Below are 21417 nucleotides of genomic sequence, written 5' to 3'. Positions count from 1 at the left end.
CTACGGGTTCTCAGCGAGGCTGGGCAGCGTCCTTCAGGGCGCCGCCGGTATAGGGATTGTAGTGATAGTCGCCGGGGAAGCTCTCGCCCGTGGAAGCGTCCAGGCGCGGGGGCAGGACGCTGCCCAGCGGCGTGCGGAACGGGTACGCGCGCCGGCTGGTAATCACCTGCATACGTCCTTCGGACAAGGGGTCGAACACCGGCCTGCCTTTCGCATCGCGCGAGGCGAACACGACGAAATGCATGTTGTCGCCCATCGGACCGATCATGTTCGCCATCACCGGGCGCAGCACCGACAGCAGATTCTTCAGGTGCGCGGGAACCTGCTCAGGCGCGAGGGGTACATGCGACGTGCCGGCGGCGTCGACGATCCGCAGGCCATCGCGCACAGCCTCCGCACTGGCGAACTGGTCGATGCCCGCAATCCCGACCTTGCCGCGCACCGTGGCGAACAGGAGGTAGCCGTCCAGCTGGGCCAGGAACTGCTTGCGGTCCTCGTCGGACAGGCTGGGCTGCTGGGCTGCCGAGGCTTCCCAGTATCGTTGCGGGATCAGCCATACCAGCTCCAGAGTGTCGTCGCCGATGTCGGTGCGCTGGGTATCCCGTGCCAATTGATCCAGCCGGATATCCTTCGGTGGAAGCGGGACGCGTTGCGCCCACGTTGTCGCGGGGAACGCCAGAACGAAGGCGGCCAAAGGGGCGGCGAGCAGGCGGAGCGGGAAACGCATTCGACTTCCTCTGTCGGGGCTGGAGGGGTGCGGCAGTGTGCCGCCTGACCCGGATTTTTGCCATGTTCAGTCGCACAGGCTGAAACTGCGCGCGTGGACAGGGATGCCCTTGGGATTGCCGTCCGGCGCCCCCAGATTTCCGCCATCCACGAGGAGCCTCTGCCATGAAGTCGCGCAACCTGTTGCTGCTCTCCGCCGCTGTCGCCGGCACGCTGTTCGCCGTCCATGCGTTCGCCCAGTCCAAGGCGGGCGCTGACGCCGACAAGCCGAAGCAGGACCAGTCCCAGACCAGTGACCCTTCCGATCCGGAGGCCAAGGCGCGTCGCCGCGCGGCCAACGAGGCCGCCGCCAAGCGCAAGGCCGCCGAAGGCCAGCAGAAGAAAGCCGGCGAAGAAGAGGAAGAGCGCAAGCCCTGACGGCTTCCGCTCCGAAACCCTTGCAAGACAAGGGTTTCGCGTCCACTTGATGATCCAAGGCGCCCCGCTCCGGCGGGGCGTCGCGCTTTCGGGCGACACGCGTTGCCTGTAGACTATGGCTTTCCGGAGCCCCGCCCATGACTCCCCTGATTTTCGTTACCGGCGGCGTTGTGTCCTCGCTAGGCAAGGGCATCGCCGCCGCTTCGCTTGCGTCCATCCTTGAAGCACGTGGCCTGAAGGTCACGATGATGAAGTTGGACCCCTACATCAACGTCGACCCGGGCACCATGAGCCCGTTCCAGCACGGTGAGGTGTACGTCACCGACGACGGCGCCGAAACCGACCTGGACCTGGGCCACTACGAGCGCTTCGTGCGCACCCGCCTGAGTCGCAAGAATTCGGTCACCACCGGCCGGATCTACGAGAACGTGATCCGCAAGGAGCGCCGCGGCGACTACCTCGGCGCCACCGTCCAGGTCATTCCGCACATCACCGACGAGATCCGCCGCTGCATCGACGAGGCCACTGAAGGCTTCGATGTCGCGCTGGTCGAGATCGGCGGTACCGTCGGCGATATCGAGTCGCTGCCGTTCCTGGAAGCCATCCGTCAGATCCGCACCGAGCGCGGCCCCGAGAAGGCCCTCTTCATGCACCTGACGCTGGTGCCGTACGTCGCCGCCGCCGGCGAGCTGAAGACCAAGCCCACCCAGCACTCGGTGAAGGAACTGCGTTCGATCGGTATCCAGCCTGACGTGCTGCTGTGCCGGTCCGAGCAGCCGATCCCCGATTCCGAGCGCCGCAAGATCTCGCTGTTCACCAACGTGCCCGAGCGCGCCGTGATCAGCGTGCCGGACGTCGACGTGCTGTACCGCATCCCGATGGGCCTGCACGGCCAAGGGCTGGACGAAATCGTCCTGCGCCAGTTCCGCATCGAGAACGCGAAGTCCGCGGACCTGTCCGAGTGGGAAGCCGCGGTCGACGCCACGCTCAATCCGCTGGACGAAGTGACCATCGCCGTCGTCGGCAAGTACGTCGACCACCAGGATGCGTACAAGTCCGTGGGCGAGGCGCTCAAGCATGGCGGTTTGCGTCAGCGCACGCGCGTCAACCTGAAGTGGATCGAAGCGCAGGACCTGGAAGGCACCGACATGGCCCTGCTGCAGGGCGTGGACGGCATCCTGGTGCCCGGCGGCTTCGGCGACCGCGGTTTCGAAGGCAAGGTGCTGACCTCGCGCTTCGCGCGCGAGCAGAAACTGCCTTACTTCGGTATCTGTTACGGCATGCAGGCGGCGGTCGTCGACTATGCCCGCCACGTGGCCGGCTTGGACGACGCCAACAGCACCGAGAACGACAAGCAGTCGCCGCATCCGGTCATCGGTCTGATCACCGAATGGCGCACCGCCGCCGGCGATGTCGAGAAGCGCGACGAGCGCTCCGACCTGGGCGGCACGATGCGCCTGGGCCTGCAGGAGCAGCGCCTGAAGCCCGGCACGCTGGCGCGCGACCTGTACGGCAAGGACGTGGTGGCCGAGCGTCATCGCCACCGCTACGAGTTCAACAATCGGTACCGCACCCAGTTGGAAGACGCCGGCCTGGTGATCGCCGCCAAGTCGATGGACGACCTGCTGGTGGAAATGGTCGAGCTGCCGCGCGCCGTGCATCCGTGGTTCCTGGCCTGCCAGGCGCATCCGGAATTCCTGTCCACGCCGCGCGACGGCCATCCGCTGTTCGTCGGCTTCATCCGCGCCGCCCGCGAGAAGAAGGCGGGCGGGAAGCTGTTGAAGGAAGCGCGCGCATAACTGTCCTGCACCGGCGCCGCTCGCGGCGCCTGCAACGAAGGAGTGGTGAATGAAGCTCTGTGGATTTGATGTTGGCCTGGACCAGCCCCTGTTCCTGATCGCCGGCCCGTGCGTGATCGAGTCGATGCAGCTGCAGATCGACGTCGCCGGCCGCCTGAAGGAAATCACCGGCAAGCTGGGGATGAACTTCATCTTCAAGTCCAGCTTCGACAAGGCCAACCGTACCTCCGGCACCAGCTTCCGCGGCCCGGGCATGGAAGAGGGCCTGAAGGTGCTGGACGCGGTGAAGAAGCAGGTCGGCGTACCGGTCCTCACCGATGTGCACGAATACACGCCGATGGACGAAGTCGCCGCCGTCGTCGACGTGCTGCAGACGCCGGCGTTCCTGGTGCGGCAGACGGACTTCATCAGGAAGGTCTGTTCGGCCGGCAAGCCGGTCAACATTAAGAAGGGCCAGTTCCTCTCGCCGTGGGACATGAAGCCGGTCGTCGACAAGGCCAAGTCCACGGGCAACCAGGACATCATGGTCTGCGAGCGCGGCGCGTCCTTTGGCTACAACAACCTGGTCAGCGACATGCGTTCGCTGAGCGTCATGCGCGATACCGGTTGCCCGGTGGTGTTCGATGCGACGCATTCGGTGCAGTTGCCGGGCGGGCAGGGCAGCAGTTCGGGCGGCCAGCGTGAGTTCGTGCCGGTGCTGGCGCGTGCGGCCGTTGCGGTCGGCGTGGCCGGCTTGTTTGCCGAAACGCATCCGGATCCCGCCAAGGCCCTGTCCGATGGCCCGAACGCGTGGCCGCTGGACAAGATGGAAGCGCTGCTGGAAACGTTGCTGGCGCTGGATTCGATCACTAAGAAGAACGGGTTTCTGGAGTCCACGGTTTGAAATGCCGCTCGATTGCCTCTGCAATCGGGCTGGCATCGCTGACGGCAGTCGGCCAGGCTTTGGCATGTTCGCCGTCCCCTAATCACAACATGAGTGTTGAAGGGGCTGTTGGGCGTTCTGAGCAGATATTCATCGCACAGGTCATCAAGGCAGAGTTGCTGCCGCGCAGTGCTAGCAATCGCAAGGCCAACCAGGTGGTCGCGACTTACCGACTGAATAAAGTGCTGAAAGGTAGTCCGGCGACGATCGGGGTGGTCGTTACGAACACGAGCAATTGCGGCGCTTTCCTGCAAGTCGGCTCGCAGGTACTTTTCTTTGTAGACTTGCAGCGCACCAGATTCGGCATTCCCGAAGTTGACGGCATTCCAACGGGGACGCAGGAGTACTACGAGTACGTCGAGCCACATCGCCGATTGATGGCGGAACTTCAGATCGCTCTTAAACCCCAACCTTCGACTGTCCAATCAACTCCATGACCACCATCGCCAAGATCCACGCCCGCGAAATCCTCGATTCCCGCGGTAATCCCACCCTCGAAGCCGAGGTCACGCTGGAAGACGGCTCCTTCGGTCGCGCCATGGTGCCGTCCGGCGCCTCGACCGGCACCAAGGAAGCGGTCGAACTGCGCGATGGCGACAAGACCCGGTACCTGGGCAAGGGCGTGCGAAAGGCGGTGGAGAACGTCAACACGACGATCGCGACCGCGCTGAAGGGATTCGATGCCGCCGACCAGGAAGGCCTGGATCGCCGCCTGATCGACCTGGACGGTACCGAGAACAAGGGTCGCCTGGGCGCCAATGCGCTGCTCGGCGTTTCGCTGGCCAATGCGCATGCCGTGGCGGCGTCGAAGAAGCAGCCGCTGTGGCAGTACCTCGCCACCGGCGACGTGACCCTGCCGGTGCCGATGATGAACATCATCAATGGCGGTGCGCACGCCGACAACAACGTGGACTTCCAGGAGTTCATGGTGCTGCCGGTCGGTTTCGACTCGTTCGCCGAATCGCTGCGCGCCGGTACCGAGATCTTCCACTCGCTGAAGTCGGTGCTGAAGGGCCATGGACTGAGCACGGCGGTCGGCGATGAAGGTGGCTTCGCCCCGGATTTCCGCAGCAACGTGGAAGCGCTGGACACGATCCTGGAAGCGATCGGCAAGGCCGGTTACACCGCCGGTGAAGACGTATTGCTGGGCCTGGACGTGGCTTCCAGCGAGTTCTTCGACAACGGCAAGTACCACTTGGTCGGCGAGAACAAGCGCCTGACCAGCGAGCAGTTCGTCGACTTCCTGGCCGACTGGGCCGCGCAGTACCCCATCATCACCATCGAAGACGGCCTGGCCGAGGACGACTGGGCGGGCTGGAAGCTGCTGACCGACCGGATCGGCAAGAAGGTGCAGCTGGTCGGCGACGATCTGTTCGTCACCAACCCGAAGATCTTCAAGGAAGGCATCGAGTCGGGCACCGCCAACGCCATCCTGATCAAGGTCAACCAGATCGGCACGCTGAGCGAGACGCTGGAAGCGATCGCGATGGCGCACCACGCCAATTACGCGGCGGTCGTGTCGCATCGTTCGGGCGAAACCGAGGACACCACCATCGCCGATATCGCGGTGGCCACCACGGCGACCCAGATCAAGACCGGCTCGCTGTGCCGCAGCGACCGCGTGGCCAAGTACAACCAGCTGCTGCGCATCGAAGAGGCGCTGGGCAGCAAGGCGCGCTACGCCGGCCGCAACGCTTTCGTCTCGCTGAAGAAGTAATCCATGCGCAAGGCGCCCTGGCTCTTGCTGGTGCTGGTACTGCTGCTGGGATGGCTGCAGTACAAGTTCTGGTTTGGCGTCGGCAGTTCGGGCCAGGTCGTCGCATTGGAACAGCAGGTCGAGGTGCAGAAGCGGGAAAACGCGGGCTTGCAGGAGCGCAACGACGCGCTGGCCGCCGAGGTCGAGGACCTGAAGTCCGGCGAATCAGCGGTGGAGGAGCGTGCGCGCAGCGAGCTGGGCATGATCAAGCCCGGCGAGAAGTTCTATCGCGTGGTCGAGCCGGTGCCCACCGCGCCTGCCGCTGGCGACGATGCAGCCCCCGACGCGGACGAAGAGGCTGCGCCCTGATGGCGGGTGTCTGGGCGGTGGTGCCGGCTGCCGGTCGCGGTACCCGCTTCGGGAGCGAACTGCCCAAGCAGTACCTGACCGTGCGCGACCGCCCGTTGCTTGCCTGGACGCTGCAGGCCCTGTTCGCCCACGACGCCATCGATGGCGTCGTGTTGCCGCTGTCGGAGAATGATCCGGACTGGCCGGGCTGGACGGAATTCGAAGGTAGGCCGCTGATTGCGTGTACCGGTGGTGCGACACGTGCAGCCTCGGTCCTGGCAGGTTTGCAGGCGTTGCCGGCCAGCGTGCGCGCGGATGATTTCGTCCTGGTGCACGACGCCGCGCGCCCGAACCTGGGACGTGAGGACCTGGCGCAACTGCTGGAACGGGGACGGAACGATCCCGTCGGCGCGATCCTCGCGGCGCCCGTGCGCGACACCCTCAAGCGGGCAGGCGACGACGGCGGCATCGACGGCACCGAGTCGCGCGAACGTCTGTGGCGCGCCTTCACGCCGCAGCTCTTCCGCCGCCTTCAACTGACCCGCGCGCTCGAAGCGGCAACGGCCGATGGCATCGAAGTGACCGACGAGGCCATGGCGATGGAGCGGCAGGGTCAGCGCCCGTTGCTGGTGGAAGGCGCGGAAAGCAATTTCAAGATCACTACGCGCGCGGACCTGGAGCGGTTCGAATTCGAACTGGCTCGCCGCGCCTGACCGACACGGTACCGGCATGCAAGACACCTTGAACATCCGCATCGGCCAGGGCTTCGACGTGCACGCCTTCGGCGGAGGCGACCACGTCATGCTCGGAGGCGTACGCGTGCCGCATGATCGCGGCGTAGTGGCGCATAGCGACGGCGATGTCGTGCTGCACGCGCTATGCGACGCCATGCTGGGCGCGCTGGCGCTGGGCGACATCGGCAAGCACTTCCCGCCCTCCGACAATCGCTGGAAAGGCGCCGACAGCCGTGCCTTCGTGCGCCATTGCGACGCCTTGCTGCGCGAACGCGGCTGGCGTGTCGGCAATGCCGACGTCACCGTTATCTGCGAGCGCCCCAAAGTCGGTCCGCACGCCGATGCGATGCGGGCCTGCGTGGCGGAGGACCTGAGTGTCGACCTGGATGCCGTCAGCATCAAGGCCACCACGACGGAGAAGCTCGGCTTCACCGGTCGCGGCGAAGGCATTGCGGCGCAAGCCGTCGTGTTGTTGGTGAAAGCGTGAGCGAAGGCCTGTCGCGCGCATTCGGCGCGCCCGTGCTGAAGGCGCGGTTCCGCAGCACGCCCGAGGACTTCTTTGTCGAGGAGCTCCCAGGCTTCGAACCCTCGGGTGAAGGCGAGCATTTGCTGTTGACGGTCGAGAAGCGCGGGATGAACACCGCCTTCGCCGCCAAGCGCATTGCCGCTTGGGCAGGTATCGCCGAAATGGGCGTGGGTTATGCCGGTCTGAAGGATCGTCACGCCGTCACGCGCCAGCGTTTCAGCGTGCACCTTCCGCGCAAGGTCGCGCCTGAGCTGGCGGATCTGGCGGCAGACGATCTCAAGGTCATCGACGCAACCTGGCATTCGCGGAAGCTGCCGCGGGGTGCGCTGGCCGGCAACCGCTTCGTGCTGGTGCTACGCGACGTCGAAGGCGACCGTGATGCGATCGATGCGCGGTTCGGTGACATCGGGTCCCACGGGCTGCCCAACTGGTTCGGCGAGCAGCGGTTCGGTCGCGATGGTGGCAACGTCGCCGCTGCGTTGACGATGTTCGCCGGCCGCCGCGTGCGTCGTGACCAGCGATCGATCCTCTTGTCCGCCGCGCGCTCGGAACTGTTCAATCGCGTGCTCGCCGCCCGGCTGGCAGATGGGAGCTGGAATCGCGGCCTAGAAGGCGAGGTATGGATGCTCGCCGGCAGCCGCAGCGTGTTCGGACCGGAGCCGTGGAGCGAACTGCTGGCACAGCGCCTCGCCGATTTCGACATCCACCCCACGGGGCCGTTGTGGGGCACGGGCGAATCGCGTGCGCAGGCGACGGCGCGGGCATGCGAGGACGCGGCGTTGCAAGCCGAGGACGCGCTCGCGCTGCGGGCCGGACTTGAGCAGGAGGGACTTCGTCAGGAGCGTCGCGCGCTGCGCCTCAAGCTCGAGGGTTTGGCATGGCATTGGCAAGATGCATCCACGCTGCACGTCGAGTTCGCGCTGCCGCCTGGCAGCTACGCCACGGCCGTGCTGCACGAACTGGGCCAAGTGAGTGAAGTCGAGAGGAGCCTCGCTGACCGTTCGTCGGAAAGCCACTGACGGGACTGGAAGCCCATTGCGGCAAGCGTATAAGCCGAAGGTGAGCTAGGGGACTTCTTGAGCATCGCGTCCTCTGGTGTTGGTGGTTGTCCGATCACTCGAACCGACTGGAGGTCGCCATGAAACGTCTCAGCCTTCTCTGCTGTGCACTGGTCCTCGCCGCGCTGTCCACGGGCTGCGCCAGCACCCAGAGCGCGATGCACGACAAGCCGTTGATGCAGCGTGATACCGAAGTGGACAAGGTCTACGTGACCTATGTCGACAATGTCGCCAAACAGCGCGGTACGCGCGTGTTCTGGGTCAATCCTCCGAAGCGGACCGTGGTAAAGCCGATCGCTTCGACCAATTGAGGCCCGCGTGTCCGTCGCCGCTATCGGTGGCGGGCCAGCAACACGAGCACCGCTCCGGTGCCGCCCTGCGCGGGCGGCGCCGAATGGAAGGCCAGCACGTCCGCGCGCTGGCGCAGGATGCGATCGACAACGTTCTTCAGAACCGGCGCACTCGCGTCCGAACGTGCCCCCTTGCCGTGGATGATGCGCACGCAACCATGATCGTGCTGCTGGGCGTCGGCCAGGAAGTGCCTCAACAGTCCCTCGGCCTGCAATGCCGTCGCACCATGCAGATCCAACTCATCCTGGGCTGAGAACTGGCCGCGCCGCAGACGCTGGAACACCCGCGGCGGCACCACCTCGCGCCGATGGCTGAGCACATCGCCTGCCGCGTGGAGTTCGAGTGTTTCCATGCCGCGCTGGAACTCGCTGCGCGCGTCCAGCTCGTCGCGCTCGGCCATGCGGGCGCGGGGCTTCGGCGGTGCCTTGCGAGGCGGTAGCGGGGTGTCTTCCAGGCGCCGGACGTCACCTATCGCGTCGCGGAACAGCGCAGCGTCATCGTCATCCGGGATCGAGGGCTTGACCATGTCACCAGCGTAGCGGCATCGCTGGATCGCGACCAGTTGTTGCACAAGCGGGAAGCGTAGGCGCTGTTCCGGTATCATGGGGCCGTCCCCGAGGAAACCCATGCGCGTACTGGTCAGCAACGACGACGGCGTCGACGCCCCCGGCATCCGAATCCTGGCAGAGGGCCTGCGGAGCGCGGGCCACGAAGTGTACGTGGTCGCACCCGACCGCGACCGCTCCGGTGCCAGCAACTCGCTGACGCTCGATCTGCCGATCCGGCTCAAGCGCATCGATCACTACACCTGCAGCATCGCCGGCACGCCGACCGACTGCGTGCACCTGGCATTGACCGGGATGCTGGAGTTCGAGCCGGACATCGTGGTGTCGGGCATCAACAACACCGCGAACCTGGGCGATGACGTGATCTATTCCGGCACCGTGTCGGCCGCAATGGAAGGGCGCTTCCTGGGCCTGCCGGCGGTGGCGATGTCGCTGGCGACCAAGAACCACGACGCGAAGCACTACGAGACCGCCGCGCGCGCTGCCGTGGAAATCGTGGCGCGCCTGAAGTCCGACCCGTTGCCCGCCGACACCATCCTCAACGTCAACGTGCCGGACCTGGCATGGGCCGACGTACGCGGTTTCGAGGTCACGCGGCTGGGCAACCGCCACCGGTCCGAGCCTTGCGTCCCGCAGCCCGATCCGCGTGGCCACACGGTGTATTGGATCGGTCCGGCAGGGCGTGAGCAGGATGCCGGTCCGGGTACGGATTTTCACGCCGTCCGCACGGGCCATATCTCGATCACGCCGATCCACGTCGACCTGACCCGCTACCAGGCGCTGGAGAAAGTCGCCGGTTGGGTGGGAGGTTTGACGGCCGCCCTGGAGACAGCTGAATGACGCCGCGGTTGCGCCTGCAACCCGAAGCGGTGGGCATGGGCATGACCTCGCAGCGCGTGCGCGACCGCCTGGTCGAACGCCTGCGCGAATCCGGGATCACCGACGAACGCGTGCTCAATGCGGTCCGCACGCTGCCGCGCCACCTGTTCGTGGATGAGGCGCTGGCGACGCGCGCGTATGAAGACACCGCGTTGCCGATCGGCCACAGCCAGACGATCTCACAGCCGTGGGTGGTGGCGCGCATGACCGAAGTGCTGCTCCAGAACGCACCGAAGAAGGTGCTCGAGATCGGCACCGGTTCCGGTTACCAGGCGGCGGTGCTGGCGATCCTGGGGCTTGAGGTCTACACCGTCGAACGCATCGGCGACCTGCTGCGGCAGGCACGCAAGCGGCTGCGTCAGCTGGGCATGAACGTGCGCAGCAAGCACGACGATGGACGCGTCGGCTGGGCCGAACATGGCCCCTACGACGGCATCATCGTGACCGCCGCCGCGCCGGCGCTGGTGCCGGTGCTGATCGAGCAACTCGCCGTGGGCGGGCAACTGGTCGCGCCGGTCGGCGGGAGTGGTTCGCAGTCGCTGGTGCGGCTGGTGAAGCGCGAAGATGGCAGCATCGAAGAGACCACGCTGGCACCGGTCGTGTTCGTCCCACTGCTGTCGGGCACGCTGGACTGATCGCATGACCGGCACACCACATACGGGAAACGTCGATCCGGCTGCGTCGCTGGGCCAGCAACTCGCGGACATCATCGAGCGCCTGCCACCGGACACCCTGAGCCTGGGCGAGCTGCTGGACGTCTTCAGCGATGAAGGCCTGCTGTTGCTTACGATCCTGCTCACGCTGGTATTCCTGATCCCGGTATCGATTCCCGGCGTGAGCACGGTGTTCGGCGCCGCCATCCTGCTGGTCGGCATCAGCCGCCTGTTCAATCGGCCGCTTTGGTTGCCGGCGCGGGTGAAGCACAAGGCGCTGCCCGCGGATCGTTTGCGCCCGGGCCTCACGGCAGGACTGGTCTGGGTGCGCCGCATGGAGAAGATCAGCCGCCCGCACCGGCTGCGCTTCTTTGTTGACGGGACGGGGCAGGGGGTGTTCAACAACCTGGCCTTCATCCTCGCGGCTCTGCTGCTGATGGCGCCTTTCGGATTCGTCCCGTTCAGCAATACCCTGCCAGCCTTGGCCCTGCTGCTGTATGCGATCGGTTTCATCCAGCGCGATGGTGGTGCGATCCTGCTGGGGCATCTGGCGAACATCGGGACGATCGTCTACTTCAGCGTGCTGATCGGCGGTGGTGGTGTGGCGGTACGCGAACTGTTCCAGCGCCTGACCGGCTGACGCCGCGCCCCGTGAGGAAACGACGAGAACGCATGACTACGACGCACCACTCCGGCACCCGCATGGTGCGCGCCCTCCTGATCGGTCTCGCCATCGCGACGCTCGCGGCGTGCTCCACCACGGTGGTGCGCGAACCCACCTCGTCGTCGTCCACCCGCAAACCTTCGCAGGCCAAGCCGGGCGCCACCGTGCGCGTGCAGCGCGGCGACACGCTGTACGGCATCGCGTTCCGCAACGGCGTGGACGTGAAGGACCTCGCGGCCTGGAACGGCATCGCGCCGCCGTACACGATCTACCCCGGCCAGTCGCTCAAGCTCTATCCGGCTTCCGGTAGCCGCCCTGTGGCGACCACCACCACGCCGACACGGCCCGCGACCGGCACGACGACGCGACCCACGCCGCCGCCGGCACCGATCACGCGCCCCGCCGCGACACCGGCACCTGCGAACAGCGGGTTCGCCTGGCGCTGGCCGGCCGACGGCCATCTCATCGGCCGGTTCGTCAACGGCGATGCCACCAAGCAGGGCGTCGACATCGCAGGGAGCAACGGCCAGGCGGTACGCGCCGCCGCCGATGGCGTGGTGGTGTATTCCGGCGCCGGTCTGGTCGGCTATGGCGAGCTCATCATCGTCAAGCACAACGAGCAGTGGTTGTCCGCCTACGGCCATAACCGCAAGCGGTTGGTCAATGAAGGGCAGAGCGTGAAGGCTGGCCAGCAGATCGCCGAGATGGGCAGCAGCGGCGCGTCGCGCGAGATGCTGCACTTCGAGATCCGCCACAACGGCAAGCCGGTCGATCCGCTGCAGTACCTGCCGGCGCGCTGATGCCTGGTTCGGCGCGGAGCGTGCGCTTCATGGCGGCGCTGCTGCTGGCGTCAGCGCTCGTGCTGGCAGGGTGTGCGTCGACAACGCATCGCGAAAACGGGGCGGACAGGCCGCTCGACGTGGTCACGTTGAATCTCTGGCACGACAAGCAGGACTGGCCGCATCGGCAGGACATGATCGTGGCCGAACTGCGCACCCTCGCACCCGACGTGATCGTGTTGCAGGAAGTGCTGCAGGACGTCGCACTACCCAACCAGGCGCAGGTCCTGGCGTCGCGACTGGGCTACGACTACCGGTTCTTCTCCGTTGATGCGCCTTCGCAGGCGCGGCGCTATGGCAACGCGATCCTGGTCAGGGGAAAGATCGAGGCATCCCGCGAAGTGAAGCTGGCCCCGTTGGACGACTACCGTAATGCGGGCTGGGTCCGCGCTACGGTGCAGGGCCGGCCGTTGAACCTCTATGTCACCCACTTGCACCATACGCCGCAAGGCGGCGCGATTCGCGCCGAGCAGGTCGCAGGCGTGCTGGAACTGATCGAAGCGACTGCGGGCGATGTGCCCTCCGTGCTTGGCGGCGATTTCAACACGCGTTCCGACACGCCGGAACTGACCGCGTTGAAGGCGACGTTCGTCGAGACGTATGCAGGCGCACATGCGCACCAGGACACCAACACGCCTGCACACACCACGCTGAACACCCACTTGGGGCATCCGCCCGAACGCATCGACCATGTCTTCGTCCAGCGCGATGCATTCCGCGTCGTGGATGCGCGGGTCATCCTCGACCAGGCCGACGACGCTGACGCGTGGCCCTCAGATCATTACGGCGTCTGGGTGCGGGTGATGCAGAGCGACGTTCCGCGCCGATAGTCCTTGCCCCATGTACGGTGGCCGGATGTGTCGATGTGGATCTTCGTCGGGGTGTAGAAGCCCAAACCCATCGCCAATGCGGGGCCTTGCTCGCGCCAGAAACGGCACAGGTCTTCCACATGCGCATCGCTGGCCAGATCGAAATCCAGTGCGGTGTTGTGCAGGTGCCGGCTGCGCGAGCTGCCGCCGGAGCACGCATTCAGCGCCGTCGAACGATAGCCCGAACGGATGCCTTGGCCCTCCAGCCAACCCGACGCCTGGAGCCGTTGCACCACGCGCAACGTGGGGATGATCGCCGCGGCGCGGTCCGGTGGCGGCAGCAGGAATTCTTCCGCGTCGCAGGCGCGCCAGCGGCGGCTCGAACGCAGCAGCGCCTGCATCGGTACGACATCCGCCACGTGGCCTTTTCTCAACACGCGCTCGTAATCGGCCAAGCCGGCGGCGTGGTGCGTGGCTTTCCACGTGGCGTAGCGCGCGGCCTCGTCGGGTCCCGGGGCGATGCACGCCGGGATCGGCAGGCAGATCAGCAAAAGCAGGAGGACGCGACGCATCGTCGCGGCAGGATCAGCGGGGCGCCAAGAGGAAACCGGCGACCACGCGCCGCGACTCGCCGGCCAGCACGTTGAAGGTGCGCGCGGCGGCGGCGTTCGTCATCACTTCCAGCCCCACGCCCTGACGCAGACAGGCCGCCATCACGGCCGCGGGCGGGAAGACCTGGCGGTCGCCGGTGCCGAGCAGGATCACTTCAGGCTGCAGCGCGAGCAGGGGTGCCAGATCTTCGGGCGTGAGCGCGCTGCTGTCGCTGGCGGACCAGTGTTCGGTCAGTTGCTGGGGCGACAGGATGAAGCTGGCGACCAGCATGCGGTCGTTCACCCGGGCGTGCTGCCCGTCGGCGGACCGCAGAGTGAAGGCGTAGTCGGGCAGTTCGTGGCTCAGCTGCATGGCGGGGGCCTGCGCCGTTGGATCAACCGCGCGGCAGCACGATGTGCCGGCGTTCCTTGCTTGGGCGGTACAGCACGGCGGTGTGGCCGATCCGCTGTACCAGAGCCGCGTCGGTCCTGTCGGCCAGGTCGCTGATCATGGCGTCGCGGGCTTCGCGGTCCTCGCCTGCCACCTTCACCTTGACCAACTCGTGCTGCTCCAGCACGCCATCCAGCTCCGCTATGAAGGCGGGGGTGACGCCCTTGTTGCCGATCTGCAGCAGGGCCTTGAGGTCATGGGCCTGGCCGCGCAGGAAACGGGTCTGGGCGGCGGTCAGGGCTACAGGCATGCGGCACGGTACGGGTCGAAAAGGGGGATCAGGGTATCATGGCGGCCCCCCAGAACGGCTCCGGCGGCTCCCGTCGCAGCGTGCCCGGAGACCTCGCCGCCCATGGCTACCCGCAGCAAGAGCAGCCAGCGCTGGCTGAAGGAACACTTCTCCGACCCCTACGTGAAGAAGGCCCAGGCCGAGGGTCTGCGCTCGCGTGCGGCCTACAAGCTGGAGGAACTCCTGGAACGCGACCGCCTGCTCAAGCCGGGTATGGTGGTGGTCGACCTGGGCGCCGCCCCCGGGGGGTGGTCGCAGTTCGTCCGCCAGGCGATGGGCGACAGCGGCCGCGTGGTGGCCATGGACATCCTGGATATGCCCCCCTTGGCCGGGGTGGACTTCCTTCATGGGGATTTCAGGGAGGACAGCGTTCTATCCCAACTGGAAGCCATGCTGGACGGCGCGTCGGTGGACCTTGTGCTGTCGGATATGGCCCCCAATAAGAGTGGTGTGGATGCGGTCGACCAGCCGCGGATGATGCATCTGGCCGAACTTGCGATGGAGTTCGCCGACGCCCATCTGAAGACGGGCGGGGCGTTCCTGATCAAGCTGTTCCAGGGCGCCGGTTCCGACGACTACATCCGTGAGCTTCGCCGCCGCTATGACAAGGTGGCGATCCGCAAGCCGGATGCCTCCCGCAAGCGCTCTCCCGAGGTGTACGCCCTGGGACAGGGCAAGCGGGCCCAGATCAAGTAAGGTGACGTAACGTGCGCAACAGGAAAGAGGAACAGCGGAGCCGATGAGGATGAACGACCTGACCAAGAACCTCCTGCTGTGGGTAGTCGTCGCCGTCGTGCTGATGGTGGTCTTCCAGAGCTTTTCGCCGAAGGGCGGCGCCAGCACGCCCGGCGGCCCGATCACCTATTCCGAGTTCCTCCAGGAAGTGGAATCCGGGCGCGTGTCGTCGGTGAAATTCACCAACGAAAGCAACCTCGCGACGAACGCGATCGCCTTCAAGCGCAAGGACAGCACCACCGGTACCGTCTATGGTCCGCAGGACGACAAGCTCGTCGATACGCTGCTGGACAAGAACGTCACCATCGACCGCGAGCAGCCTGAAAGCGGCATCTCGCTGGTCGCGATCCTGTTCAACTTCCTGCCCGTACTGCTGATCATCGGGTTCTGGATATTCATCATGCGCCAGATGCAGGGCGGTGGCGGCGGTGCGAAGGGCGCGATGTCCTTCGGCAAGTCGCGCGCCAAGCTGCAGGGCGAGGATCAGGTGAAGGTCACCTTCGCCGACGTCGCCGGCTGCGACGAGGCGAAGGAGGAAGTTGGCGAACTGGTCGAGTTCCTGCGCGACCCGGGCAAGTTCCAGAAGCTGGGCGGCAAGATCCCGCGCGGCGTGCTGATGGTCGGTCAGCCCGGCACCGGCAAGACGCTGCTGGCCAAGGCCATTGCAGGCGAAGCCAAGGTCCCGTTCTTCAGCATCTCCGGTTCGGACTTCGTCGAGATGTTCGTCGGCGTCGGCGCCAGCCGCGTGCGCGATATGTTCGAGCAGGCCAAGAAGCATGCGCCGTGCATCATCTTCATCGACGAAATCGACGCCGTCGGCCGCCATCGCGGCGCCGGCCTGGGTGGTGGTCATGACGAGCGCGAGCAGACCCTGAACCAGTTGCTGGTCGAGATGGACGGGTTCGAGGGTGGCGAAGGCGTCATCGTGATCGCCGCGACCAACCGCCCCGACGTGCTCGACCCGGCGCTGCTGCGTCCGGGCCGCTTCGATCGCCAGGTCACCGTGGGCCTGCCGGACGTGAGGGGTCGCGAGCAGATCCTGCGCGTTCACATGCGCAAGTTGCCGCTGGCCGACGACGTCGAGCCGATGGTGATCGCGCGCGGTACGCCCGGTTTCAGTGGCGCCGACCTCGCCAACCTCTGCAACGAGGCTGCGCTGTTCGCTGCCCGCGAGAACGCCAAAGAGGTCCGGATGGACCACCTGGATCGCGCCCGCGACAAGATCATCATGGGCACCGAGCGTCGCTCGATGGCCATGAGCGAGGAAGAGAAGCGCAATACGGCTTATCACGAGTCCGGCCACGCCATCGTCGGCCGACTGGTCCCCGAGCATGACCCGGTCTACAAGGTGACCATCATCCCGCGCGATCGCGCGCTGGGCGTGACCGTGTACCTGCCGGAAGGCGACAAGTACAGCATCAACCGCACTGGCATCGAGAGCCGCCTGTGCACGCTGTATGGCGGGCGTGTCGCCGAGGAATTGATCTTCGGCGCCGACAAGGTCACCACCGGTGCGTCCAACGACATCGAGCGCGCGACCAAGATGGCGCGCAACATGGTGACCAAGTGGGGCCTGTCCGAGGAACTCGGGCCGATCACCTATGCCGAAGAGGAAGAGGAAGTCTTCCTCGGACGCTCGGTGTCCCAGCACAAGAACGTGTCCGACGACACCGCCCGCAAGATCGACGAGGTCGTCCGCAACATTCTGGACAAGGCGTACGCGCGCACGACCAAGATCCTCACCGACAACATCGACAAGCTGCACACGATGGCGGATGCGCTGATGCAGTACGAAACCATCGACGCCCCGCAGATCGACGCCATCATGGAAGGCCGCGAAGTGCCGCCACCGCTGGGTTGGAACAAGGCGGACAAGGACGACAAGCCGGAATCGCGTCCGCTGCCGCCGCTCGGCGGACCGGCCGCGCAGACCTGAGGGTCGTCGCGGGACGCGTGGGTCACAAGAGACGGCTTCGGCCGTCTTTTGTTTTGTATGGATAATGCGCTGCATGACGCAGCCGCCATGCGGGAGGCTCACCATGCAGGACAAGAAGCGCAACGGCTGGGGCTTGGGCTTGGGCATCGCGATCGGTGCTGCGGTCGGCGCCGCGACCGATAACCTGGCGCTCTGGCTCGCCCTTGGCGTGGCGATCGGCGCCGCGCTCTCGGCCTCTTCCTCGCGCACGCCCAAGGATTCCGAATGATGTTCGACACCGTTCCCCAACTCGATTGCGCCGGCCGCATCCTGAGGCTCGATCGTCCGCAGGTCATGGGCATCGTCAACGTCACCCCGGACTCGTTCTCCGATGGTGGCGCGCATGACACGACCGACGCCGCCGTCGCGCATGCGGTGAAGCTGGTGGAGGAGGGGGCGGACGTCCTCGACATCGGGGGCGAGTCCACGCGCCCCGGCGCCGCCGAGGTGGAGGTCGAAGAAGAACTGCGCCGCGTGGTGCCGGTGATCGCGCGGCTGGCCGCACAGGTGTCCGTGCCGATCAGCATCGACACCTCCAAGCCCGAGGTCATGCGCGCCGCCGTGCAGGCCGGCGCCGGGATGATCAACGATGTCTACGGCCTGCGCCGCGACGGCGCACTCGATGCCGCCGCCGCGCTCGACGTGCCGGTGGTGCTGATGCACATGCAGGGCGAACCGCGTTCGATGCAGGCCGCGCCGCAGTACGACGACGTGGTCGGCGACGTGCATCGCTTCCTGGCCGAGCGCATCTTCGCCGCCGAGATGGCGGGCATTCCGAAGAAGCGCATCGTCATCGATCCGGGCTTCGGGTTCGGCAAGGACACCGCGCACAACCTGCAGCTGCTCGCGCAGTTCGAGCGCTTCGTCGAGCTCGGCGTGCCGGTGCTGGCGGGGCTATCGCGCAAGCGCAGCATCGGCGAACTGACCGGCCGCGACGTGCCGGCGGATCGTGCCGCCGGTTCCGTAGCGGCGCACCTGATCGCCGCGCAGCGTGGCGCCTTGATCGTGCGCGTGCACGATGTCGCCGCCACGGTCGATGCACTGAAAATCTGGAACGCCGTCGCTGCCGTGCCCGCGCCCCGCAAGGCCGCGGCCACGCCGACCATCCGCTGGCCCGACGACGACTGACTGGCCGGCGCAGGCCGCCCGCCGCGTTGGCATCAGCGTCGGGGAGGGGAGTCGTCCATGCGCGTCGCATCGCTGGTCCTGCTGTGCCTGTCGTTGGTCGCATGCAGCCGCGCGCCGCCGTCACCGCCCGTGGTGTCGGCACCCGCGCCGCCGGCGGGCGATCCCGTGGAAGGCCTGCGCGTCGCCACGCGCGTCGGCTGCAACGGTTGCCATGGGCCCCACGGGGCCGGTGAGGTATTCCAGGAGAACCCGGAACTCGGCCGCATCGTCGCACCCAACCTCACCCAGCGCCGCGCGCTCTACGACGATGCCGCGCTCACCGCCCTGTTGCGCGAAGGCCGCACACACGATGGTCATGTGCCGTGGGGCATGCCGATCAAGATGTTCCAGCACCTCAGCGACCGCGAGGTGCGCGACATCACTGCCTGGTTGCGCGGCCTGCCGGCCGTGGACAACCCCACCCTTCCTGCCGGGCAGTGGTCCGAATCGCTCATCAGGACAACCAACGACGGCACGCATCCCTGGCTGGTCGACATGGTGCCCGACCCGGGCCATGAACCACCGGCCGCACCGCCGACGCAGGCCCTCGCGCTTGGCCGGCACCTGGCCTACACGTCCTGCACCGAATGCCACGCCTGGGACCTCAACGGCTGGGAAGGCGATCCGGCGCCCTCATTGGTGGTCGCCAAGGCCTACACGCTCGAACAGTTCACCCGGCTGATGCGCACCGGCGAGATCGCCGCCGGAGGCAAGTCGAAGACCGGGATGATGAGTGGCGTGGCGGCTTATCGGTATCCCGTCATGACCGATGAGGAAATCGCCGCGTTGAAGCTGTTCCTCGACTCGCGCTGAGCGTCGCCGGCGTCTGGACTTGGCGGTCAGCGGTCAGCGCGATGCGGTCGCACGTTCTCCAGCCATCCCGCCGTCAGCGCTGCGCCTTCGGTCGCGGGCGCTACGCGCGCGCCGGCCGTCGGTTGGGTGGTGGCCGCGGGCGGCGTCCGGATCAGCGGTTGCGAGCCGTTGACCCGGATCGGATCGCCACCGTTCTGCTGCTTCCAATGGCGCAACAGCAGTCGCAAGGCTTCGGGAGGCGTGGTGGAGGGCGCTGCGCCCGCCTGGTTGCGCACGTTCTCGCCATGGCAACCCGTGCAGGTACGGATTTCGCCGGGCTGCAGCGTCACCCAGAGACGTTCGCGCACGACGGGCACGCCAGCGGGATCGGTGCTCTGCCACGTCAGTGCGCGGCTCGCGGGCACGAAAGCCGCGGTCGAGCCATCGGCGGCGATCCGCACGCTGCCGGCCGGGCCGCCTGCGTTGGATGGATTCGCTGCGACCGCCATCGGCTGCGCGATCGGGCGGCGTCCACGCTGGTAGATCGAGCCAGTGTTGTAGGCGCGGATCATGTTGGCCTGCAGGATCTGGTAGTGCGAGATCTCGTAGATCCGTCCACTGCCGCCCAGTGTCTGCACACCGCCGGGGACGCGCAGGTTGTAAGGCTGCTGCTTGTCGTCGCGATCGCGCGCGGTCTGGTTGCGGGTGACGATCAGGGCGAGCTGGTTCGCTTTCAGCCAGGCGCGGAACGCAGCTTCGTTGACCTGCTCGCTGGCGAACACCGACTGCTCCGGCGATGCGATCGGCGTGGTGGTCACCTGCGGACGCGTGCGCGCGACGACTTCCACGGGATCGATCTCCCACAACACACCGTTGTAGCTGCGCTGGCTGTCCGGGTCCCACCACGTCAGGTTCTTGGTGATGCCCGGGGTCAACGCCGGCCCCGCGACCAGCAGGCCGCTGGCATCGGTCTGCAACTGATGCAAGCGCAGCGGAACGCCGGCCTGGAACGCCGGGCTGCTGGTATAGCTGGCGACCATGTGGCCGCTGCTCATCGGCAACGGGCTGCGGAAGCGGCCACCCGCGAGGTTGCCGTTGCCGTCGACGGGCGGTGAGGCGTCGACGAGCTCCATCTGCTCCGCATTGAGATGCGGCGCGCCCGTGATGCGCACGATCTGGTTGGTGCCGCCGGTAGCGAATTCGCGGGTGTAGATCGCGTAGTAGCTGCCCGCGACGGTCGGATCTTCGCGCAGCTGGAACAGGCCGCCATCCATGCGGATGTACTTCTTGTTGGCGATCAGCGCGGTGTTGGAATAGTCCGACAGGGCGCTGTCGGTGGAGAAGGATTTGGGCAGGTAACCGAACGACAGTTCCTGCCGGCCGATATGGTTGAGCGTCAGTTCCTCGGTGCCGTCCTGGTTCATCTGCCACGGTGTGAACAGGTTGTAGGTGAAGCCGTTGACGTTGCCGTACGCACTGTCCATGCCGCTGCGCGATTCGGGGAAGGTTTCCGGTTGCAGGCCGATGCTCGCGGCGCCCGACGCTTCACTGGCCAGATCGTAGGCGCCGTAGGTGCCGGCGTCGGCCTGCTGGTCGCGTTGCAGGTGGTCCCAGCGGATGAAGACCACCCGGCCGTAACTATCGATGCTGGGCGAGAACGCACCGCTTGGCGCATGGTTGAGCAGGCGCAGCTGGCCGTTGGACGGGTCCAGTTGCCAGATGCCGGTGATGGTGGGCGTGCTCTCGTATTCGTCGAGCTGCGGATACAGGTGCGCCTCGCCACCGCGCGGGCGGTCGGAGGTGAACAGGATGCGGTCCTGGCTGTCGTAGAGCGGCGAGACGTTGTTGTAGTCCGCCGGCTGATTCGCGACCTTCGTGATGACGGCCGCCTGGCCCTGGCCGAGGCCGGTGATTTCGAACAGCTGCCACTTCGCGGTGGGATGCACGTAGCGCTGCGGTGGCCCGCCGACCACCATGCTGAAGACGGCCTTGGTGCCGCTCCAGTGCACGGCTGGTTCGCGCACCGCGATCGCGGTGGCGCCCTGCTGGCCTTCCATGCCGAAGCCCGCTTCCTTCGTCAGGTTGCGTAGCGTGCCGTCGGGATAGCGGATCATCAGGTCGCCGCCCCGCGGCAGTGCCGCCATGCTGGGCAGATGGTTGGCGAAGGTCGACATCCGGCTGGCGAACGGATCGCCCTGCGTCGGCACCTGAGTGACGAACAGGATCGGTGTCGGCACCGCGGTCGTCGGAACGGCCGCTGCCGTGACCCGCACGGGCGATGCCGCCGCGGTCGGCCATGCGGTCGCTGTTGCCTGCGCGGCCGTCGCATCGACATGGGTGGCGTCGTCCGCACGGCACGCGGAGAGCAGCGCAGCCATGGCGAACAAGGGCAGCAGTGGTCGCTGCGAAAACAGGTGGAGAACGGGCATCC

At 66.5% G+C, this 21417-nt stretch carries 26 protein-coding genes; 20 read left to right on the top strand and 6 right to left on the bottom strand.

Features of this window, described 5'->3' with window-relative positions; translation table 11 throughout:
- Window positions 1–10: 10 nt before the first annotated feature.
- Window positions 11–727 carry a hypothetical protein gene (locus tag BM365_RS04840; RefSeq protein ID WP_139227324.1) on the bottom strand — a complete coding sequence of 239 codons (717 nt, stop codon included), beginning with the start codon at window positions 725–727 and terminating at the stop codon, window positions 11–13.
- Between the two features lie 164 nt (window positions 728–891).
- On the opposite strand from BM365_RS04840, the gene BM365_RS04835 reads away from it, so the two are divergent.
- The 10 genes from BM365_RS04835 to BM365_RS04790 all read left to right on the top strand — a co-directional run bounded on the left by BM365_RS04835 (window position 892) and on the right by BM365_RS04790 (window position 8537).
- Window positions 892–1143 (top strand): hypothetical protein, encoded by a 252-nt coding sequence (locus tag BM365_RS04835; protein WP_093487080.1) that lies wholly within the window; start codon window positions 892–894, stop codon window positions 1141–1143.
- Window positions 1144–1280: 137 nt separating this feature from the next.
- Complete coding sequence (locus tag BM365_RS04830) at window positions 1281–2942, top strand: CTP synthase (protein ID WP_093487078.1); 1662 nt, start codon at window positions 1281–1283, stop codon at window positions 2940–2942.
- 49 nt (window positions 2943–2991) lie between these two features.
- Window positions 2992–3825, top strand: coding sequence for a 3-deoxy-8-phosphooctulonate synthase (kdsA, locus tag BM365_RS04825; protein WP_093487076.1), 834 nt, complete (start codon window positions 2992–2994; stop codon window positions 3823–3825).
- An 89-nt stretch (window positions 3826–3914) separates the two neighbouring features.
- Window positions 3915–4301, top strand: coding sequence for a hypothetical protein (locus BM365_RS04820; protein ID WP_093487074.1), 387 nt, complete (start codon window positions 3915–3917; stop codon window positions 4299–4301).
- Window positions 4298–5581 (top strand): phosphopyruvate hydratase, encoded by a 1284-nt coding sequence (gene eno / locus BM365_RS04815; protein ID WP_093487072.1) that lies wholly within the window; start codon window positions 4298–4300, stop codon window positions 5579–5581. The genes BM365_RS04820 and eno overlap by 4 nt, the downstream gene beginning before the upstream one ends.
- Window positions 5582–5584: 3 nt before the next feature.
- Entirely contained in the window at window positions 5585–5929 is a 345-nt protein-coding gene (gene ftsB, locus BM365_RS04810) for a cell division protein FtsB (protein ID WP_093487070.1), read from the top strand.
- Window positions 5926–6621 (top strand): 2-C-methyl-D-erythritol 4-phosphate cytidylyltransferase, encoded by a 696-nt coding sequence (gene ispD / locus BM365_RS04805; protein ID WP_175502077.1) that lies wholly within the window; start codon window positions 5926–5928, stop codon window positions 6619–6621. Before ftsB ends, ispD begins: the two co-directional genes overlap by 4 nt.
- Window positions 6622–6637: 16 nt before the next feature.
- Window positions 6638–7129: a 2-C-methyl-D-erythritol 2,4-cyclodiphosphate synthase gene (gene ispF / locus BM365_RS04800; protein WP_093487066.1), complete on the top strand. Its 492-nt coding sequence runs from the start codon at window positions 6638–6640 to the stop codon at window positions 7127–7129.
- A complete protein-coding gene (gene truD, locus BM365_RS04795) occupies window positions 7126–8187 on the top strand; it encodes a tRNA pseudouridine(13) synthase TruD (RefSeq protein WP_093487064.1) in 1062 nt (353 codons plus the stop codon). The genes ispF and truD overlap by 4 nt, the downstream gene beginning before the upstream one ends.
- 119 nt (window positions 8188–8306) lie before the next feature.
- Window positions 8307–8537 (top strand): hypothetical protein, encoded by a 231-nt coding sequence (locus BM365_RS04790; protein WP_139227322.1) that lies wholly within the window; start codon window positions 8307–8309, stop codon window positions 8535–8537.
- 20 nt (window positions 8538–8557) lie between these two features.
- Here BM365_RS04790 and BM365_RS04785 read toward each other — a convergent pair whose 3' ends face one another.
- The gene (locus tag BM365_RS04785) at window positions 8558–9103 is read right to left on the bottom strand and encodes a Smr/MutS family protein (RefSeq protein WP_093487059.1); all 546 of its coding nucleotides are present in this window, start codon (window positions 9101–9103) and stop codon (window positions 8558–8560) included.
- A gap of 100 nt (window positions 9104–9203) precedes the next feature.
- On the opposite strand from BM365_RS04785, the gene surE reads away from it, so the two are divergent.
- From surE to BM365_RS04760, 5 genes are read left to right on the top strand one after another with little or no spacing between them, the layout of a single operon-like run.
- Window positions 9204–9983 carry a 5'/3'-nucleotidase SurE gene (surE, locus tag BM365_RS04780; RefSeq protein ID WP_093487057.1) on the top strand — a complete coding sequence of 260 codons (780 nt, stop codon included), beginning with the start codon at window positions 9204–9206 and terminating at the stop codon, window positions 9981–9983.
- Entirely contained in the window at window positions 9980–10657 is a 678-nt protein-coding gene (locus BM365_RS04775; RefSeq protein WP_093487055.1) for a protein-L-isoaspartate(D-aspartate) O-methyltransferase, read from the top strand. The genes surE and BM365_RS04775 overlap by 4 nt, the downstream gene beginning before the upstream one ends.
- Window positions 10658–10661: 4 nt before the next feature.
- Window positions 10662–11315 carry an exopolysaccharide biosynthesis protein gene (locus BM365_RS04770; RefSeq protein WP_093487053.1) on the top strand — a complete coding sequence of 218 codons (654 nt, stop codon included), beginning with the start codon at window positions 10662–10664 and terminating at the stop codon, window positions 11313–11315.
- Window positions 11316–11347: 32 nt separating this feature from the next.
- Window positions 11348–12139: a peptidoglycan DD-metalloendopeptidase family protein gene (locus BM365_RS04765; protein WP_093487051.1), complete on the top strand. Its 792-nt coding sequence runs from the start codon at window positions 11348–11350 to the stop codon at window positions 12137–12139.
- On the top strand, window positions 12139–13008 hold the full coding sequence (locus BM365_RS04760) for an endonuclease/exonuclease/phosphatase family protein (protein WP_093487049.1): 870 nt from the start codon (window positions 12139–12141) through the stop codon (window positions 13006–13008). Before BM365_RS04765 ends, BM365_RS04760 begins: the two co-directional genes overlap by 1 nt.
- On the opposite strand, the gene BM365_RS04755 is transcribed toward BM365_RS04760, so the two are convergent.
- The 3 genes from BM365_RS04755 to yhbY are packed head-to-tail and all read right to left on the bottom strand — an operon-like array spanning window position 12960 to window position 14278.
- Entirely contained in the window at window positions 12960–13559 is a 600-nt protein-coding gene (locus tag BM365_RS04755) for a D-Ala-D-Ala carboxypeptidase family metallohydrolase (protein ID WP_093487047.1), read from the bottom strand. The genes BM365_RS04760 and BM365_RS04755 overlap by 49 nt on opposite strands.
- Before the next feature lie 13 nt (window positions 13560–13572).
- Entirely contained in the window at window positions 13573–13950 is a 378-nt protein-coding gene (locus tag BM365_RS04750) for an Mth938-like domain-containing protein (protein WP_093487045.1), read from the bottom strand.
- A 22-nt stretch (window positions 13951–13972) separates the two neighbouring features.
- Window positions 13973–14278 (bottom strand): ribosome assembly RNA-binding protein YhbY, encoded by a 306-nt coding sequence (gene yhbY / locus BM365_RS04745; RefSeq protein WP_093487043.1) that lies wholly within the window; start codon window positions 14276–14278, stop codon window positions 13973–13975.
- Window positions 14279–14380: 102 nt separating this feature from the next.
- Between yhbY and rlmE the strand changes: the two genes are divergently transcribed.
- The 5 genes from rlmE (at window position 14381) to BM365_RS04725 (ending at window position 19007) form a co-directional block, all read left to right on the top strand.
- Window positions 14381–15013: a 23S rRNA (uridine(2552)-2'-O)-methyltransferase RlmE gene (gene rlmE, locus BM365_RS04740; RefSeq protein WP_093487041.1), complete on the top strand. Its 633-nt coding sequence runs from the start codon at window positions 14381–14383 to the stop codon at window positions 15011–15013.
- 49 nt (window positions 15014–15062) lie between these two features.
- A complete protein-coding gene (ftsH, locus tag BM365_RS04735; protein WP_175502041.1) occupies window positions 15063–16988 on the top strand; it encodes an ATP-dependent zinc metalloprotease FtsH in 1926 nt (641 codons plus the stop codon).
- 103 nt (window positions 16989–17091) lie between these two features.
- The gene (locus BM365_RS17955; RefSeq protein ID WP_175502040.1) at window positions 17092–17256 is read left to right on the top strand and encodes a glycine zipper domain-containing protein; all 165 of its coding nucleotides are present in this window, start codon (window positions 17092–17094) and stop codon (window positions 17254–17256) included.
- On the top strand, window positions 17256–18155 hold the full coding sequence (gene folP, locus BM365_RS04730; RefSeq protein WP_093489497.1) for a dihydropteroate synthase: 900 nt from the start codon (window positions 17256–17258) through the stop codon (window positions 18153–18155). Before BM365_RS17955 ends, folP begins: the two co-directional genes overlap by 1 nt.
- Before the next feature lie 57 nt (window positions 18156–18212).
- Window positions 18213–19007, top strand: coding sequence for a c-type cytochrome (locus BM365_RS04725; protein ID WP_093487037.1), 795 nt, complete (start codon window positions 18213–18215; stop codon window positions 19005–19007).
- A gap of 26 nt (window positions 19008–19033) precedes the next feature.
- Here the strand turns inward: BM365_RS04725 and BM365_RS04720 are convergent, their stop codons facing one another.
- Window positions 19034–21415: an HzsA-related protein gene (locus BM365_RS04720; RefSeq protein ID WP_093487035.1), complete on the bottom strand. Its 2382-nt coding sequence runs from the start codon at window positions 21413–21415 to the stop codon at window positions 19034–19036.
- Window positions 21416–21417 lie beyond the last annotated feature (2 nt).

Source organism: Pseudoxanthomonas sp. YR558, assembly GCF_900116385.1.
Taxonomy (GTDB): domain Bacteria; phylum Pseudomonadota; class Gammaproteobacteria; order Xanthomonadales; family Xanthomonadaceae; genus Pseudoxanthomonas_A.
The sequence above is the reverse complement of the archived record's forward strand: the minus strand, read 5'-3'. Positions and strand labels throughout refer to the sequence as shown.

Excerpts from the sequence above, each read along its gene's own strand:
- BM365_RS04720 (WP_093487035.1), bottom strand. The coding sequence starts at position 21,415 with ATGCCCGTTCTCCACCTGTTTTCGCAGCGACCACTGCTGCCCTTGTTC.
- BM365_RS04765 (WP_093487051.1), top strand. The coding sequence starts at position 11,348 with ATGACTACGACGCACCACTCCGGCACCCGCATGGTGCGCGCCCTCCTG.
- folP (WP_093489497.1), top strand. The coding sequence starts at position 17,256 with ATGTTCGACACCGTTCCCCAACTCGATTGCGCCGGCCGCATCCTGAGG.
- BM365_RS04775 (WP_093487055.1), top strand. The coding sequence starts at position 9,980 with ATGACGCCGCGGTTGCGCCTGCAACCCGAAGCGGTGGGCATGGGCATG.
- BM365_RS04820 (WP_093487074.1), top strand. The coding sequence starts at position 3,915 with ATGAGTGTTGAAGGGGCTGTTGGGCGTTCTGAGCAGATATTCATCGCA.
- BM365_RS04770 (WP_093487053.1), top strand. The coding sequence starts at position 10,662 with ATGACCGGCACACCACATACGGGAAACGTCGATCCGGCTGCGTCGCTG.
- yhbY (WP_093487043.1), bottom strand. The coding sequence starts at position 14,278 with ATGCCTGTAGCCCTGACCGCCGCCCAGACCCGTTTCCTGCGCGGCCAG.
- BM365_RS04785 (WP_093487059.1), bottom strand. The coding sequence starts at position 9,103 with ATGGTCAAGCCCTCGATCCCGGATGACGATGACGCTGCGCTGTTCCGC.
- BM365_RS04830 (WP_093487078.1), top strand. The coding sequence starts at position 1,281 with ATGACTCCCCTGATTTTCGTTACCGGCGGCGTTGTGTCCTCGCTAGGC.
- kdsA (WP_093487076.1), top strand. The coding sequence starts at position 2,992 with ATGAAGCTCTGTGGATTTGATGTTGGCCTGGACCAGCCCCTGTTCCTG.
- BM365_RS04755 (WP_093487047.1), bottom strand. The coding sequence starts at position 13,559 with ATGCGTCGCGTCCTCCTGCTTTTGCTGATCTGCCTGCCGATCCCGGCG.
- surE (WP_093487057.1), top strand. The coding sequence starts at position 9,204 with ATGCGCGTACTGGTCAGCAACGACGACGGCGTCGACGCCCCCGGCATC.
- BM365_RS04790 (WP_139227322.1), top strand. The coding sequence starts at position 8,307 with ATGAAACGTCTCAGCCTTCTCTGCTGTGCACTGGTCCTCGCCGCGCTG.
- BM365_RS04760 (WP_093487049.1), top strand. The coding sequence starts at position 12,139 with ATGCCTGGTTCGGCGCGGAGCGTGCGCTTCATGGCGGCGCTGCTGCTG.
- BM365_RS04840 (WP_139227324.1), bottom strand. The coding sequence starts at position 727 with ATGCGTTTCCCGCTCCGCCTGCTCGCCGCCCCTTTGGCCGCCTTCGTT.
- BM365_RS04835 (WP_093487080.1), top strand. The coding sequence starts at position 892 with ATGAAGTCGCGCAACCTGTTGCTGCTCTCCGCCGCTGTCGCCGGCACG.
- ftsH (WP_175502041.1), top strand. The coding sequence starts at position 15,063 with ATGAACGACCTGACCAAGAACCTCCTGCTGTGGGTAGTCGTCGCCGTC.
- ispF (WP_093487066.1), top strand. The coding sequence starts at position 6,638 with ATGCAAGACACCTTGAACATCCGCATCGGCCAGGGCTTCGACGTGCAC.
- BM365_RS04725 (WP_093487037.1), top strand. The coding sequence starts at position 18,213 with ATGCGCGTCGCATCGCTGGTCCTGCTGTGCCTGTCGTTGGTCGCATGC.
- eno (WP_093487072.1), top strand. The coding sequence starts at position 4,298 with ATGACCACCATCGCCAAGATCCACGCCCGCGAAATCCTCGATTCCCGC.
- BM365_RS17955 (WP_175502040.1), top strand. The coding sequence starts at position 17,092 with ATGCAGGACAAGAAGCGCAACGGCTGGGGCTTGGGCTTGGGCATCGCG.
- BM365_RS04750 (WP_093487045.1), bottom strand. The coding sequence starts at position 13,950 with ATGCAGCTGAGCCACGAACTGCCCGACTACGCCTTCACTCTGCGGTCC.
- rlmE (WP_093487041.1), top strand. The coding sequence starts at position 14,381 with ATGGCTACCCGCAGCAAGAGCAGCCAGCGCTGGCTGAAGGAACACTTC.
- ftsB (WP_093487070.1), top strand. The coding sequence starts at position 5,585 with ATGCGCAAGGCGCCCTGGCTCTTGCTGGTGCTGGTACTGCTGCTGGGA.